The sequence below is a fragment of the Curtobacterium sp. MCJR17_055 genome, from assembly GCF_003224335.1.
Taxonomy (GTDB): domain Bacteria; phylum Actinomycetota; class Actinomycetes; order Actinomycetales; family Microbacteriaceae; genus Curtobacterium.
The window spans coordinates 163,507-177,131 of the sequence record NZ_QKLF01000001.1 but is presented as its reverse complement, the minus strand read 5'-3'; the positions used below and the strand labels follow the sequence as shown (position 1 = coordinate 177,131).

The following is a 13,625-nucleotide window of genomic DNA, read 5'->3' as shown; positions in this document are numbered from 1 at the left end:
CGGCGGCCCACTGAGACCCCCGCCGCCGGGACTTCGGGTGTCCCGGCGGCGGGTCCCACGGCCGGACCGGTCGTGGACCACGGCGGCACCTCGTCGCCGCGGACACCACTCGAAGAGGAGTGTCATGCAGAAGACCATGAAGATCGGGATCGTGGCGGCGTTGGTCGCCATGGTGGCGGCGCCGATGGTGCCCGCCGCCGCGTCGGCAGCACCGGGCGGGCCGGCAGCGGCAGCACACGGCCACGGCCAGGGACACGGCCACGGCCACGGCCACGGCCGCCCGGGGCACACCGCCCCGACGAAGTCCGGGCCGACGAGCATCGCCTACGTCGAGGTGAACAACGACGAGCTCCGGAACGTCGGCCGGTACACGCTCGAGAACGGCGCCAACGCGTTCGACGTGGCGATCATCTTCGCGGCGAACATCAACCGTGACGCGGACGGCGACGCGGTCCTGTACGCCAACGAGAACGTGCAGCGCACGCTCGACCAGGCGGCGACCCAGATCCGCCCGCTGCAGGCCAAGGGCATCAAGGTCACGCTCTCGGTGCTCGGCAACCACCAGGGCACGGGCCTGGCCAACTTCACGTCGAAGGCGGACGCGCGGGACTTCGCGGCGCAGGTGTCGGCGACCGTCGAGAAGTACGGGCTGGACGGCGTCGACCTCGACGACGAGTACTCGGACTACGGCGTGGACGGCACCCCGCAGCCGAACGACCAGTCGATCGGCTGGCTCATCTCGGCGCTCCGAGCGGACATGCCCGGCAAGATCATCTCGTTCTACGACATCGGCCCGTCGTCGACGTCGCTGCAGCACGAGAAGCCGTCGATCGGCAAGAAGCTCGACTACGCCTGGAACCCCTACTACGGCACCTACACGGCGCCGAGCATCCCCGGCGTGCCGAAGTCGAAGCTCTCGGCCGCGGCGATCGACATCCAGAACACCCCGGTGGACCTGGCCGTCACGCTCGCCGAGCGCACCAAGGCAGACGGGTACGGCGTCTTCATGACCTACAACCTGCCGGACGGTGACGTCAGCCCCTACGTGTCGCAGTTCACGCAGGTGCTCTACGGTCAGTCCGCCGTCTACCAGTAGGGGAACGACCGATCCATGAGTGACGAGCGCCGTGGCGGCCCGACCACCGACAGCCCGACGAACACCGGTCCCGTGACCGCGGTCGCGGCCCGGAACGGAGTCGGGTTGGTCGCCCAGCAGGCGACCCTGATCGAACAGACCGACCCGAGGGGGACCGTGCAGGTCGTCCCCGGGTTCGCCGGACGGGAGGTCGGGCCCACCGACGTCCTGACCTGGGTCTGGTTCCCGGAGCGGTCGCTGCCCGAGGGGCAGACCGAACCGGGGGTCTCGGACCTCGACCGGTTCTGGGCCGCCACGGCGTTCGCACTCGACGTCGTCTTCACCGACGGCACCCGGCTCAGTGACGGCGTCGGTGACGCTCTCGCCCGCGACCAGTACGGGGACGCCGTCACACCGGAGGCGCAGGACGACGCCCGCAAGCAGTGGGTCGACCAGTGGAACCGGCGGAGAGTCGACCTGTCGGCGGTCGCCGGCAAGGTCGTGGACCGCCTGGAGGCCCGACTCGGCCGTGCAGACGGGCTCCCGTCCGGTGACGGGCCGGATCCGGCGGTGGACAGGGCGGTCCGGGCCGACGCCGGGCCGGCCGCAGACGCGGCGTCGGCCGCATCCGGCCGCACCGTGCGCGGTTGGCTCGACGACGTCCGGATCGAGCCGGCCGGCCCCGGGACCGGTGCCGTGCCTCCCGGCGGTCGCCCGCTCGACTCCGTCCGCACCACCCGGGGCACGCACTCGTCGGGCACGTTCTCGCGCGGGAACAACGCCCCGCTCGTCGGACTCCCGCACGGCGGGGTGTTCGGCCTGCCGATGACGAACGCGTCCGACAGCCGGTGGCCGTACGCCTACCAGGAGCACAACCGCCCGAGCGACAACCGCCCGGCGATCCAGGCGTTCGCGACGAGCCACCTGCCCTCGCCGTGGATGGCCGACCGCGGGGTGTTCCAGGTCATGCCCTCCCCGCTCGCCGAGCCCGACGTCGACCGGACCGCCCGCGCGCTCGGGTTCGACCACGTCGACGAGCTCGACGGACCACACCGGTACCGGGTCGGCCTCGACGAGGGCGTCACCGCGGAGATGACCGCGGGGGAGTTCGCCCTGGCCTGGCGGTTCACCGGTGTCCGCAGCGTCGTGCTCGACCATCACGGGGTGCTCCGCTCGTGTTCGGTCCGGCTCGAGGACGGTGCGGTGGTCGTCGACGCCCTGCTCGACGACCGCCCCGAGACCCCGCCGCACCACGTCCACGTCCGGATCATCAACGCGGTCGCCGAGCACACCACCGTCGTCGACGGGGAGCTCCGCGGGTGGGTCGAGGTCACCGGGGACACCGACGTGCTGCTCGGCATCTCCACCGTCTCCGCCGAGGACGCCGTCGCGAACCTGCGTGCAGCGGGCGACTTCACCGCGATGCGCGAGCAGGCCGAGGACCGGTGGGTCGCCGAACTCGACGTGCTCCAGGTCGAGGGTGCCACCGACGACCAGCTCGTCTCGCTGTACTCCGGGCTGTACCGGGTGTTCCTCTACCCGACGCTCGCGGGGGAGACCGCCCTGGACGGGACACCGCGCCACCGTTCCCCGTACGGCGACGTCCTGTCCGAGCCGATCCGGGACGAGCCCGGTCCCGAGGTCGTCGACGGGCCGCTCACCACGACGAACGGGTTCTGGGACACCTACCGCACTGCCTGGCCGCTGCTCGCGCTCCTCACCCCGGACACGGCGGCCGACCTCGCCGATGGCGTCGTCGGACACTTCACCGACGGCGGCTGGACCCCGCGCTGGAGTGCCCCCGGCGCCGAGGACGTCATGACCGGCACCACGAGCGACACGGTCTTCGCCGACCTCGTGGCCAAGGGCGTCGACGGGTTCGACGTCGAGCAGGCCTACCGGTCGGCGGTGCGGAACGCGACCGTCCCCGCGCGCGACCGACGGGTCGGACGGAAGGGGAGCCTCCCGGGCCTGTTCCGCGGGTACGTCGACACGGCGACCGGCGAGGGGATGTCGTGGACGCTCGACGCGGCCATCAACGACTGGGGTGTCGCCGTCCTGGCGCGGGTGATGGCGGAGCGTGCCGCGGCTGCCGGAGACGCGGCCGGAGAAGCACGGTACCGGGCCGAGCACGAGTGGTTCGCCCGTCGGTCGCTGCAGTACCAGAACGTCTTCGACCGGGAGCGCGGGTTCTTCATCGGTCGCGCACCGGACGGTTCGTGGCGGGACGACTCCGACCCCGACGGCGGCTTCGACCCCGACGTGTGGGGGAGCGACTACACCGAGACGAACGCGTGGGGCACGATGTTCACCGCCCCGCACGACGGTGCCGGCATCGTCGACCTGCACGGCGGCCCGACGGCGTTCGACGAGGCGTTCGCCCGCTTCTCCGAGCGCCGCGAGACGGGCGGCACCGATCGCTCCGGCTCGTACGGGTTCGCGATCCACGAGATGACCGAGGCCCGCGACATCCGCATGGGCATGCTCGGACTGTCGAACCAGCCCGCGCACCACATCCCGTTCTTCCCCATGTTCACCGGCCGGCACGACGACGCACACCGCATCGTCCGCGAGTGCCTCGACCGGCTGTTCGTCGGCTCCGACCTCGGCCAGGGGTACCCCGGCGACGAGGACAACGGCGAGATGAGCGCCTGGTACGTGTTCGCGACGATCGGGCTGTACCCGTTGGCGCCGTCGACCGGCACCTACGTGCTCGTGCCGCCGTCGGTCCGGCGGACGGTGCTGCGTCCGCCGGGGAGTGGTTCGCCCACCGTCATCGAGACCACCGGTACCGGCCGGTTCATCGGCGCCGTCACGGTCGACGACGAGCCGTGGGGGTCCATCAGCATCCCGCACGCGGTGGTGGTCGGGGCGTCGCGGATCGTCGTCGCGCTGTCGGAGACGCCGGTCGGGTGGGCTGCGGACACGCGCCCGACCTCGGCGTCCGAGCAGCACGGGTACCGGGACACCCCGGACGACGTCCTGCCGGTCGGGGCCTCACCGCTCACGGACGACACCGGGCTGACCCAGGTGGCACTCGCCGCGGGGGAGAGCGTCGTGGTGCCGGTCACGGTCGCGGCGGCATCGCTCGTCACGGTGACCGCGGCCGCGGCGGGGACGGCATCGTGGCGGATCGTGCTGCGGGACGCCGACGAGCGCGTGGTCCATCAGCTCGACGCGCAGGACGAGGAGTTCGTGTGGGCCGGGCAGACACGGGTGTTCCCGTTCGCCGGCGGGGTCAGCGCGGGGACGCTCTCGTTCGAGGCCGTGACGCCCGTCACGCTGACGCAGCTGCAGTGCATCGCCGCCGACGGGAGTCCGTCCTGACCGGGTGTTGACACGTCCTGGCTACGGGGATTAGCTTATGGCTAACACTCGTAGCCAGGAGGCGCTCATGCTCGAACACATCGAACTCGACGGCGGCACCATCGCCGTCGACGTCAGCGGCACCGGTCCGCTCGTCGTCCTCGCACACGGCATGGGTGACAGCCGCCACTCGTACCGGTTCCTCGTCCCGGAGCTCGTCGCCGCCGGCTACCGGGTCGCGAACGTCGACATCCGCGGCTGCGGGGACTCGAGCACCGGCTGGTCCGGCTACGAGCGCGCCGACATCGCCGCGGACCTCGTGGCCGTCGTGCGGCACCTCGGCGGCCCCGCCGTCATCGTCGGGCAGTCGATCAGCGGCGGTGCCGCGACCATCGCGGCCGCGGACGCACCCGACGTCGTCGCCGGCATCGTCGAGCTGGCTCCCTTCACCCGCGCACAGTCGTTCGACCTCGGCGGGTTCCTCCGCAACCGCAACCAGCACCGTGCCGGGACGTTCCGACTCCTCACGGTCATGACGACCGGCAGCCTGCCGGGTTGGCTCGCCTACCTCGACATCGCCGTGCCCACCAAGCCCGCCGACTGGACGGACGAGCGTCGCCGTATCGAGGACACGCTCCGGCAGCCCGAGCGCATGGCCGTCCTCCGCGCCATGACGAAGACCTCGCCGACCGACGCCGGCGCCCGGCTCGCCGACGTCCGCTGCCCGGTCCTCGTCATCGAGGGCAGCGCCGACCCGGACTGGGCCGACCCCGCCGCCGAGGGACGCCGGGTCCTCGCCGACCTGCCGTCCGGTCTCGGCGAGCTCGCCGTGATCGAGGGAGCCGGGCACTACCCGCACACCGAGACCCCGGCCGAGGTCCTGGCGCTCCTGCTCCCGTTTCTCGGCCGCACCCTCGCCGCGCTGCCGATCGGGGGCGATCGTGCCTAGGGCCGGACTCGACGCGACGGTCGTCACCGAGGCCGCCGCCGCGCTCGCCGACGAGAACGGGCTCGCGCAGGTGAGCATGAGCACCGTCGCAGAACGGCTCGGCGTCAAGGCGCCGTCGCTCTACAAGCACGTCGACGGTCTCACCGACCTCACCCGACGGATCGCGGTCGTCGCGGTCGCGGAACTCAGCGAAGCGCTGCGGGACGCGACGCAGGGGCGGGCCGGGAGGGACGCCCTGGCCGCCGCCGCCGGTGCGGTCCGCCGGTACGTGCGTGAGCACCCCGGTCGCTACGCGGCCACGACCGGTGCCCGTCCCGCGGACGCTGACGACCCGCTCACCCTCGCACTCGACCGGACGCTGTCGTCGTTCTCCGCCGTCCTCCGCGACTACGGCCTCGACCCGGCGGACGAGGTCCACGCGCTCCGGATGCTCCGCAGCGTGCTGCACGGCTTCGCGACGCTCGAGGTCTCCGACGGATTCCAGATGGGGACCGACGTCGACGAGAGCTTCGCCTGGATGATCGACTTCCTCGACCGCGGCCTGCGCGCCGGCCCACGATGAGCGTCGGACACGACCCCGTCCGCGGCGGCCTCCGCGCCGGCGCGGAACTCGTCGCCTGGGTGGCCGTACCGTGGGTACTCTGGCCGCACTCGATCCCGCTCGCGATCGGGGCCGTGCTCCTGCTGCTCGTCCCGCCCGCCGTGTTCTCGACGCCCGGTGACAGGCCGGGAGGCGATGCACCGATCGCGTCGCACGGCATCGTCACGATCGTGTCGGTCCTGGCGCACCTCGTCGGCGCGACCGTCGCCGCGTGGGTGATCTGGCCGTCCTGGCTGGCCGTCGTCGTCACCGCACTGTGCGGAACCGTCGTGGTCACCGAAGTGCCCCGGTGGCGGTCGCTGCTGGCGTGGCGGCGGACGCCGCGGCCTGCGGTCTCCTGACCCTCCTCCATGAATGGGCCGGCTGGCGGAGGCCCCTCGTTGGGCCACCGGACTTCCGCACGCCCGGTGACGAGTGATGGGACGCTGGGTCTGTGATCGACCCACGCTCGCCCGGCTCGGGCGTCTTCGTCGCTCCCGACGGGGAGGTGTACGTGGACCGCGACGGCCCCGGTGTCACGACGTTGCGGCGGTGGCGGGAGCGGTACGACCCCGTTGCCGTGCGCCGACGAGCACGACGAGCGGTGTGGAGACGGACGCTGCTCGCAGTCGCGACCGTCGCACTGGCGGCGGCGGTGGGTCTCGGGATCGGCGTCCTGGTGGCGGGCCCGTCCCTCCGCGCGACGACGTTCGGAGCGGGTGGGGCGATCATCGGGGTCTGGGTCTGCATCGGGACCGCGTTCGTGGTCACCTCGGGCGGACCGCGGAGCGCCGCCAGGGCTGTCGTGCCCGTCCCGGCCGTGGTGCTCGCCGCAGCGCCGGCGGACGCCAGCCCAGCCGACGTGTGGCGGTGGAGCGTCGCCGTCACGACCGAGGCCGACCGACGTCGGACGATCGGGTACGAGACGTACGTCGAGCGCCCCTTCATGCAGGAGCAGGCTGATCGGGCACGGGAGCGGTACGCGGCGGTCTACCGGGCGTACGTCAAGACCGCGCGGGAGTTGGGCCTACCGCTCCGCGAGCCGGAGATCCCCCTCGACGTCACCGACTGAAGCGGCGCGCGCGCAACGAGCGGCTCGTGAGGTGGCGGCGGCACCGGTACCGTCGCTCGCATGGGCACCGCGTTCACCATCCGCCGGACCGTCGAGGACGACTGGCCACTGGTCCGCGAGCTCCGGATCGAGAACGCGACCGACAACCCGATCTCGTACGGGGCGACCCTCGAGACGACCCGCGGCATGACGGAGGACGACTGGCGTCTCCGCGCTCGGCGCGGCCAGGGGATCGACACGACCAGCATCGCCGCGGTCGACGACCTGTCCGGCCGGTGGATCGGGATGATGAGCGCCCAGATCGGGGACGAGGACGGTTCCGACCCGGTCCTGACCGGCGTCTTCGTGTCGCCGGCGTTCCGCGGCCGGACGCACGGCGTCGCCGACGCCCTGCTCGGGGGCATCGTGGACTGGGCGGGCCGCCGCGCGGACCACCTCAGGTCGTACGTGTACGAGCACGGGACGCCGGCGCGGCGCTTCTACTCCCGCCACGGGTTCGTCGAGACGGGCCGGACTCGACCGGTGGGCTTCACCGACGGCGTGACGCTGGAGATGGTCCGAGCACTCGGACAGGTCGGCCGTCCGGGAAGCAGCCCCCGTTGAGCCCGATCCGCCTGGTCACGTCGGAGGACAGCCCGGCGCTGGCTGACCTGCTCGTCCGCAACCGGGAGTTCCTGGCACCGTGGAGCCCGCTCCGGGCCGACGGCCACGAAACCGTCGAGGGCCAGCGCTCGGACATCGCGCTCGTGCTCGACCGACATCAGCGGGGCGAAGCCGCTCCGTTCGTGATCCTCGATGACGACGGCGGGGTCGCTGGCCGGCTGACGTTGAGCGGCATCGTGCGGGGACCCTTCCGGTCGTGCGCGATGGGGTACTGGCTGTCGGAGGACCGAACCGGACGCGGGCTGGCCACCCGGGCTGTGGCGGCGGCGCTCGGCCACGCGTTCGACGAGCTCGCCCTCCACCGGGTCCAGGCCGAGACACTGGTCCACAACACCGCCTCGCAGCGGGTCCTGGCCCGCAACGGCTTCCTGCAGTACGGCCTGGCGCCGCGGTACCTCGAGATCGCAGGCCGGTGGCAGGACCACCTCATGTTCCAACGCCTCCGCGATGATCCGCCAGTGGCGCCGATCCGTTGACTTTCCAAGCTGGCAAATGATTGACTTGCCGACATGGAAAACGAGCACGACCTGGCCCGAGCCCGTGAAGCGCTCGCTGCCGTCGAAGCCACCCGCGCCTCCGTCGCCGACCGCCTCGTGACGCCCTGGTGGTACCACCCGACGCTCGGGCTGCTGACCGCCGCCTACCTCGTCGGCTACACGCTCGGCGGCACAGTCGTCCGGATGAGCGTCCTCATCGCCTTCTTCGTCGGACTCGGCGCCCTCGTCTCCGTCTACCGTCGCCGGACCGGTGTCTGGGTCTCCGGACACCGGGCAGGCGCCGCTACCCGATGGGCGGTGGCGATGGGGGTGTCGGCCGTCGTCGTGGTGGTGACCGCCATGGTCGTCCATGCCGCCACGGGCCTCCTCTGGCCGGTGTGGGCGGGTGCCGCGGTCCTGTTCGTCCTGATCGTCGCTCTCGGGCGGCGGTTCGACGCGCGCTTGCGGTCGGAGTTGCGCAGCGGCCACGTGGTGGCGTCCTGATGGCCTCCCCGCTCGACGAGCCGGCGAGCGGCGCCTCTCCGACCTTCGACGAGGTCGTGCATGCCCCGAACCGTCTGCAGATCTGCGCCTTCCTCGACCCGCTGGACGAAGCCGAGTTCTCGGTCGTCCGTGACGCACTCGGTGTGAGTGACTCGGTGACGAGCAAACAGGTGAAGGTGCTGCAGTCGGCCGGCTACGTCACGGTGAGCAAACCCACCGGCAACGGCCGTGTCAAGACGTGGCTCGCCCTCACCCCGGAGGGTCGGCGCGCGTACCGGGCGCACGTCGCCGCCCTGCGGTTGCTGCTGGGCTGAGTCGGGCCCGTCCCGCGCCTACCGGGTCGGGGGAGTCCCCGCGCCCGGCAGTCGAACGGTGACGACGAGCCCGCCGCCCTCGCGCGGGTCCAGGCGGAGCGACCCCTCGTGGGCGCGGACGACGGCGTCCACGATCGCCAGACCGAGCCCGGCGCCGGCCTGGTCCTGGTGCACCCGGGCGGTCCCGCGTTGGAACGGCTCGGTCAGGGTCGCGACGATCGCAGGCGCGAGCACCGGCCCGGTGTTCTCCACCACGAGGGTCGCCACCGAGCCACCGGCGAGGACCTCGGTCGCCGTAGCCACACGGACGAGACGGGGTTCTCCGGCTGCCGTCGGTTCGACGTTGTGCACGATCGCGTTGTGGACCAGGTTCGTGACGAGTTGCAGCAGGAGGGCCGGGACCCCGAGCGCGTGGGCGGTCGTGCCCGTCACCTCGAGGACGATGCCACGTGCCTCGGCGAGCGGGAGCAGCGTCTCGGTGGCTTCCTCGGCCGCGAGGGACAGGTCGACCGGTTCCCGGGCGGACGGCCGTCGTCCGGATTGGCCGAGGACGAGCAACGCCTCGGTCAGGTCCACCGCGCGGGCGTTCACCGACAGCAGTTTGGCGACGAGTGCCCGATGGTCGTGATCGGGATCGTCCCCGGCCACTTCGAGCACGGTCCGCGTGATCGCCAGCGGCGTGCGGAGTTCGTGCGAGGCGTTCGCCGCGAAGCGTTCCTGCGCCTCGACGTGCGCCTCGAGGCGGTCGAGCATCGTGTCGAACGCGTCCGCCAGCTGCCGGAACTCGTCGTCGCGGCCGGGCAGGCGGACCCGGTGTGCGAAGGACCCGGTCCCGACGAGCCTGGCGGCGGTCCGCAACCGGGTGAGCGGCGCGAGCACCCGACCGGCGAGCACCCACCCGCCCAGGAGGCCCGCCACGAGCAGGACGACGAGCGCGGTGAGCGCGCGCGGGACGAAGGCGCGCACGAGGTCGGTCCGGTTCGGGACGGAGCCCGACTGCAGGGAGATCTGCTCGGCGGGGACGTAGCGCAGCAGGAACAGCCAGACGATGCCGAGCAGGACGACGCCGGTCACGACGACGACCGCCGCGTAGCTGAGCGTGAGCCGCACGCGCACGCTCGTGCCGGCGGGTCTCGTCACGATGGGCGGGCCTCCTCGGCCGCGGAGGCGGCGATCCGGTACCCGACGCCGGGGACCGTCACGATGACCTCCGGCTCGCCGAGCCGCTTCCGCAGCGTGGACACGGTGATGCGGACGGCGTTCGTGAAGGGGTCGGCGTTCTCGTCCCACGCGCGTTCGAGCAGGTCCTCAGCGCTGACGACGCCGCCCGCGGCGGCGACCAGGACCTCGAGCACCGCGAACTGCTTCCGGGTGAGCGCGACGAAGTGACCGTCCCTGACCACCTCGCGACGGAACGGGTCGATGCGCAGGCCGCCGAACTCCAGGACCGGCGGACGATGAGGTGTGCGACGGCGGGCCAGCGCACGAATTCGCAGCACGAGTTCGCGGAGGTCGAACGGCTTCGTCAGGTAGTCGTCCGCGCCGACCGCGAACCCGGATGCCTTGTCGTCGAACCGGTCGGCGGCGGTCAGCATGAGGATCGGCGTGCCGCTGCCGGAGGCCACCAGGTGCGCGGCGACCTCGTCCCCGGACGGCCCGGGCACGTCCCGGTCGAGCACCGCGACGTCGTACGTGTTGAGGCCGAGCAGTTCGAGTGCCGTGTCACCGTCACCCGCCACGTCGCTCGCGATCGCCTCGAGCCGGAGCCCGTCGCGGACCGCCTCGGCCAGCAACGGCTCGTCCTCGAGGATCAACACGCGCACGGGTCGATCGTACGAGCACGGGGGTATCGGGAGCGTATGCGGGAACGCATACGCGGTGGCAACACGGAGCGCTCGAGCATCGTCCACATGTCCTTCCCCGTCAGCCGCCCCCGTCCACCGCGTCCCGAGCGCCCGGTCCGTCGTCGCCGTCCGGTCCTCGCGCCGGGGCTCACCCTCGTCGTCCTGCTCGTGCTCACCGTGCTTCTGGCGGGCTGCGCGGTCCGGTCGACGGCCTCCGCGAGCCCGGGCGCCGGGAACGGCGTGTCCGTTTCGTCGGCGACGGGCCGGGCCGGTGGCGAGACGCCGTCCGACGCCTCGGTGTTCGACGACACGCTCCCCGCCGTGACCCGGCTCGACCCCGCGCTCCTCGCCGCCGTCCGGGACGCGGCACGGGACGCCGCCGGCGACGACGTCACCTTCGTCCTCAACAGCGGTTGGCGTTCGGCCGCGTACCAGGAGAAGCTCCTGCGGGACGCGGTCGACGAGTACGGCTCGATCGGTGAGGCAGCCCGCTGGGTGGCGACCCCGACCACGTCGGCGCACGTCCGGGGCGACGCGGTGGACATCGGCTCGTGGGACGCGGCGACGTGGCTGTCCGACCACGGGGCTGCCCACGGCTTGTGCCAGATCTACGCCAACGAGGGCTGGCACTTCGAGCTCCGACCGGAGGCACCCGCATCGGGGTGCCCGCAGATGTTCGTCGACCCGACGCAGGACCCGCGGATGCAGCCATGACCGGCCGTCCCGTGTCGGAGCTCGTCGTCCACAAGGACGCCGTCCGCGCGAACACCGCGTTCTTCGCCGAACGGACCGGCGGGCGACTCATGGCCGTGCTCAAGGCCGACGCCTTCGGGCACGGTCCCGTCGCCCGGGCCGTGGTCGGAGCCGGGGCACGGTCCATCGGGGTGACCTCGATGGCCGAGGCACTCGCCGTCCGGAGCGAGGGCGTCGACGTCCCCGTGCTCAGCTGGCTCAACCCCGTCGACGCCGACTTCGCCACGGCGGTGCTCGCGGACGTCGACCTCGCCGTGGCAGACGCTGCCGTGCTGCACGCCGTCGCCCGCGCCGCGCACGCCGTCGGTCGCCGTGCCCGCGTGCACCTGTACGTCGACGTCGGCATGGCCCGCGACGGGTGTCCGCCCGCCGACTGGCCCGCACTGTGCGCCCTCGCCCGCGAGGCCGAGGGAGTCGGCGACGTCCGAGTGGTCGGCGTCATGGGCCACATGTCCTGCGCCGATCGCCCCGACGACCCGCAGAACGTCCGCGAGCGCCTGGTGTTCGCGTCTGCGCTCCGGACCGCACGGCGTCGCGCGCTCAGTCCCGCGGTTGCACACCTCGCCGCGACGGCCGCGACCCTCACCGGGGTCGGCGACGGGTACGGCGTCTCCCGGATCGGCGCCGGACTGTTCGGCATCGACCCGTCCGGGACCACCGACGTCCTCCGACCCGCGCTCACGCTGCGGACCCGGGTCGTCGCCACCCGCGCGGTCCGGGCCGGATCCGGCGTCGGCTACGGCCACGAGTACGCCGCGCCCCGCGACACCACCCTCGCGCTCCTCCCGCTCGGCTACGGCGACGGTCTGCCCCGCGCGGCCGGCCACCGCGCCGAGGTCCTGCTCGCCGGTCGTCGACGCCCCGTCGTCGGCCGGTTCTCGATGGACATGCTCGTCGTCGACACCGGCGGCGAGGACGTCCCGCCCGGCGCGGTGGCGACCGTGTTCGGTCCTGGGGAGGACGGCGAGCCGACGGTTGCGGAGTGGGCCGGCTGGGCCTCGACCATCCCGCACGAGATCGTGACGAACATCGGCAGCCGTGTCGCGCGGGTCCAGCGGACCACGCGCGTCGGCACGACACCGGAGGAACAGCATGCGTGAGCCCGCCAGGAGACGGATCGCGGTCATCGGCGGCGGTCGCAGCGACGAGCACGAGGTCTCACTCGCGTCCGCCGCCGCCGCGGTCCGCGCGGTCCGCGCGAACGGCGACGAGGTCGTCGCCCTGACCATCAGCCGGGACGGCCGTTGGCACGGCATCGGACGGGAGGCCCTGCCCACCTCCGACGCGGTCCGTCACCTCACGGGGTGCGACGTCGCCCTGCCGCTGCTGCACGGTGTCGACGGGGAGGACGGCGCCGTCGCGGGCCTGCTCAGGATGCTCGGTGTTCCCTTCGTCGGCTCACCGGTCCGGGCCGGCGCCCTCGCGATGGACAAGTGGGCGACCAAGTTGCTCGCGGAGGCCGCGGGCGTCACCACCGCCCCCGCGGTCCTCGTCCGGCCCGGCGACGCCGTGGGGGAGTCTCCGCTCGAGCCGCCACTCGTGGTGAAACCCACGACAGGAGGGTCGAGCAACGGCGTGACCCGGGTCGCGACCGGCGCGGAGTACCGTGCCGCGGTCGAGGCCGCCCGGGCAGCGGGGGAGGAGGTGCTCGTCGAGTCCTTCGTCACCGGGCGCGAGGTCGACATCGCCCTGTTCCGCGACCGCGACGGGCTGCTGCGCGCGGGGGCGACGCTCGAGATCGGTGTGGCCGAGGACGGGGTGTTCGACCGCGACCGCAAGTACGACGGCACCGCGGAGTTCACCGTCCCGGCACGGGTCACACCGGCCGAGCACGCCGCTGTCGACCGGGCGGCACGGGTCCTCTACGCGGCGCTCGGGTGTTCCGGGGTGGCGCGGTTCGACTTCTTCGTCACGGCGGACGGCATCGTGCTGAACGAGGTGAACACCACCCCGGGGTTCACCGAGCAGTCGCAGGTGCCGCGCATGTACGCCGCGGTCGGCCTGTCGTACCAGGACCTCGTCGCGGAGCTCGTCGACGCCGCGCTGACCGGGGACGCCGCGGGGAGGGGCGCCGCACCGGTGACGTGAC

General features: G+C 72.8%; 15 protein-coding genes. 13 read left to right on the top strand and 2 right to left on the bottom strand.

Going from position 1 to position 13,625, the window contains the following annotated elements:
• Window positions 1-124: 124 nt before the first annotated feature.
• The 10 genes from DEJ16_RS00835 to DEJ16_RS00790 all read left to right on the top strand — a co-directional run bounded on the left by DEJ16_RS00835 (window position 125) and on the right by DEJ16_RS00790 (window position 8,939).
• Window positions 125-1,096 (top strand): endo-beta-N-acetylglucosaminidase H, encoded by a 972-nt coding sequence (locus DEJ16_RS00835; RefSeq protein ID WP_110823795.1) that lies wholly within the window; start codon window positions 125-127, stop codon window positions 1,094-1,096.
• 15 nt (window positions 1,097-1,111) lie between these two features.
• Complete coding sequence (locus DEJ16_RS00830) at window positions 1,112-4,402, top strand: GH92 family glycosyl hydrolase (RefSeq protein ID WP_110823796.1); 3,291 nt, start codon at window positions 1,112-1,114, stop codon at window positions 4,400-4,402.
• A gap of 67 nt (window positions 4,403-4,469) precedes the next feature.
• The gene (locus DEJ16_RS00825; protein WP_110823797.1) at window positions 4,470-5,330 is read left to right on the top strand and encodes an alpha/beta fold hydrolase; all 861 of its coding nucleotides are present in this window, start codon (window positions 4,470-4,472) and stop codon (window positions 5,328-5,330) included.
• Window positions 5,323-5,892: a TetR/AcrR family transcriptional regulator gene (locus DEJ16_RS00820; RefSeq protein ID WP_110823798.1), complete on the top strand. Its 570-nt coding sequence runs from the start codon at window positions 5,323-5,325 to the stop codon at window positions 5,890-5,892. The genes DEJ16_RS00825 and DEJ16_RS00820 overlap by 8 nt, the downstream gene beginning before the upstream one ends.
• Window positions 5,889-6,272, top strand: coding sequence for a hypothetical protein (locus DEJ16_RS00815; RefSeq protein ID WP_110823799.1), 384 nt, complete (start codon window positions 5,889-5,891; stop codon window positions 6,270-6,272). The genes DEJ16_RS00820 and DEJ16_RS00815 overlap by 4 nt, the downstream gene beginning before the upstream one ends.
• Before the next feature lie 92 nt (window positions 6,273-6,364).
• On the top strand, window positions 6,365-6,982 hold the full coding sequence (locus tag DEJ16_RS00810) for a hypothetical protein (protein WP_110823800.1): 618 nt from the start codon (window positions 6,365-6,367) through the stop codon (window positions 6,980-6,982).
• A gap of 60 nt (window positions 6,983-7,042) precedes the next feature.
• On the top strand, window positions 7,043-7,585 hold the full coding sequence (locus DEJ16_RS00805) for a GNAT family N-acetyltransferase (protein ID WP_110823801.1): 543 nt from the start codon (window positions 7,043-7,045) through the stop codon (window positions 7,583-7,585).
• Entirely contained in the window at window positions 7,582-8,121 is a 540-nt protein-coding gene (locus DEJ16_RS00800) for a GNAT family N-acetyltransferase (protein WP_110823802.1), read from the top strand. The genes DEJ16_RS00805 and DEJ16_RS00800 overlap by 4 nt, the downstream gene beginning before the upstream one ends.
• 33 nt (window positions 8,122-8,154) lie before the next feature.
• The gene (locus DEJ16_RS00795; protein WP_110823803.1) at window positions 8,155-8,625 is read left to right on the top strand and encodes a hypothetical protein; all 471 of its coding nucleotides are present in this window, start codon (window positions 8,155-8,157) and stop codon (window positions 8,623-8,625) included.
• On the top strand, window positions 8,625-8,939 hold the full coding sequence (locus DEJ16_RS00790) for a transcriptional regulator (protein WP_110823804.1): 315 nt from the start codon (window positions 8,625-8,627) through the stop codon (window positions 8,937-8,939). The genes DEJ16_RS00795 and DEJ16_RS00790 overlap by 1 nt, the downstream gene beginning before the upstream one ends.
• A gap of 18 nt (window positions 8,940-8,957) precedes the next feature.
• Here the strand turns inward: DEJ16_RS00790 and DEJ16_RS00785 are convergent, their stop codons facing one another.
• Window positions 8,958-10,079: a HAMP domain-containing sensor histidine kinase gene (locus tag DEJ16_RS00785; protein WP_110823805.1), complete on the bottom strand. Its 1,122-nt coding sequence runs from the start codon at window positions 10,077-10,079 to the stop codon at window positions 8,958-8,960.
• Window positions 10,076-10,762, bottom strand: a complete 687-nt coding sequence (locus DEJ16_RS00780; protein ID WP_110823806.1) for a response regulator transcription factor — start codon at window positions 10,760-10,762, stop codon at window positions 10,076-10,078. Before DEJ16_RS00780 ends, DEJ16_RS00785 begins: the two co-directional genes overlap by 4 nt.
• Before the next feature lie 87 nt (window positions 10,763-10,849).
• Between DEJ16_RS00780 and DEJ16_RS00775 the strand changes: the two genes are divergently transcribed.
• From DEJ16_RS00775 to DEJ16_RS00765, 3 genes are read left to right on the top strand one after another with little or no spacing between them, the layout of a single operon-like run.
• The gene (locus DEJ16_RS00775; protein ID WP_110824011.1) at window positions 10,850-11,497 is read left to right on the top strand and encodes a M15 family metallopeptidase; all 648 of its coding nucleotides are present in this window, start codon (window positions 10,850-10,852) and stop codon (window positions 11,495-11,497) included.
• Window positions 11,494-12,636 carry an alanine racemase gene (gene alr, locus DEJ16_RS00770; RefSeq protein ID WP_110823807.1) on the top strand — a complete coding sequence of 381 codons (1,143 nt, stop codon included), beginning with the start codon at window positions 11,494-11,496 and terminating at the stop codon, window positions 12,634-12,636. The genes DEJ16_RS00775 and alr overlap by 4 nt, the downstream gene beginning before the upstream one ends.
• Window positions 12,629-13,624: a D-alanine--D-alanine ligase gene (locus tag DEJ16_RS00765; protein WP_110823808.1), complete on the top strand. Its 996-nt coding sequence runs from the start codon at window positions 12,629-12,631 to the stop codon at window positions 13,622-13,624. Before alr ends, DEJ16_RS00765 begins: the two co-directional genes overlap by 8 nt.
• The last annotated feature ends 1 nt before the right edge of the window (window position 13,625 follow it).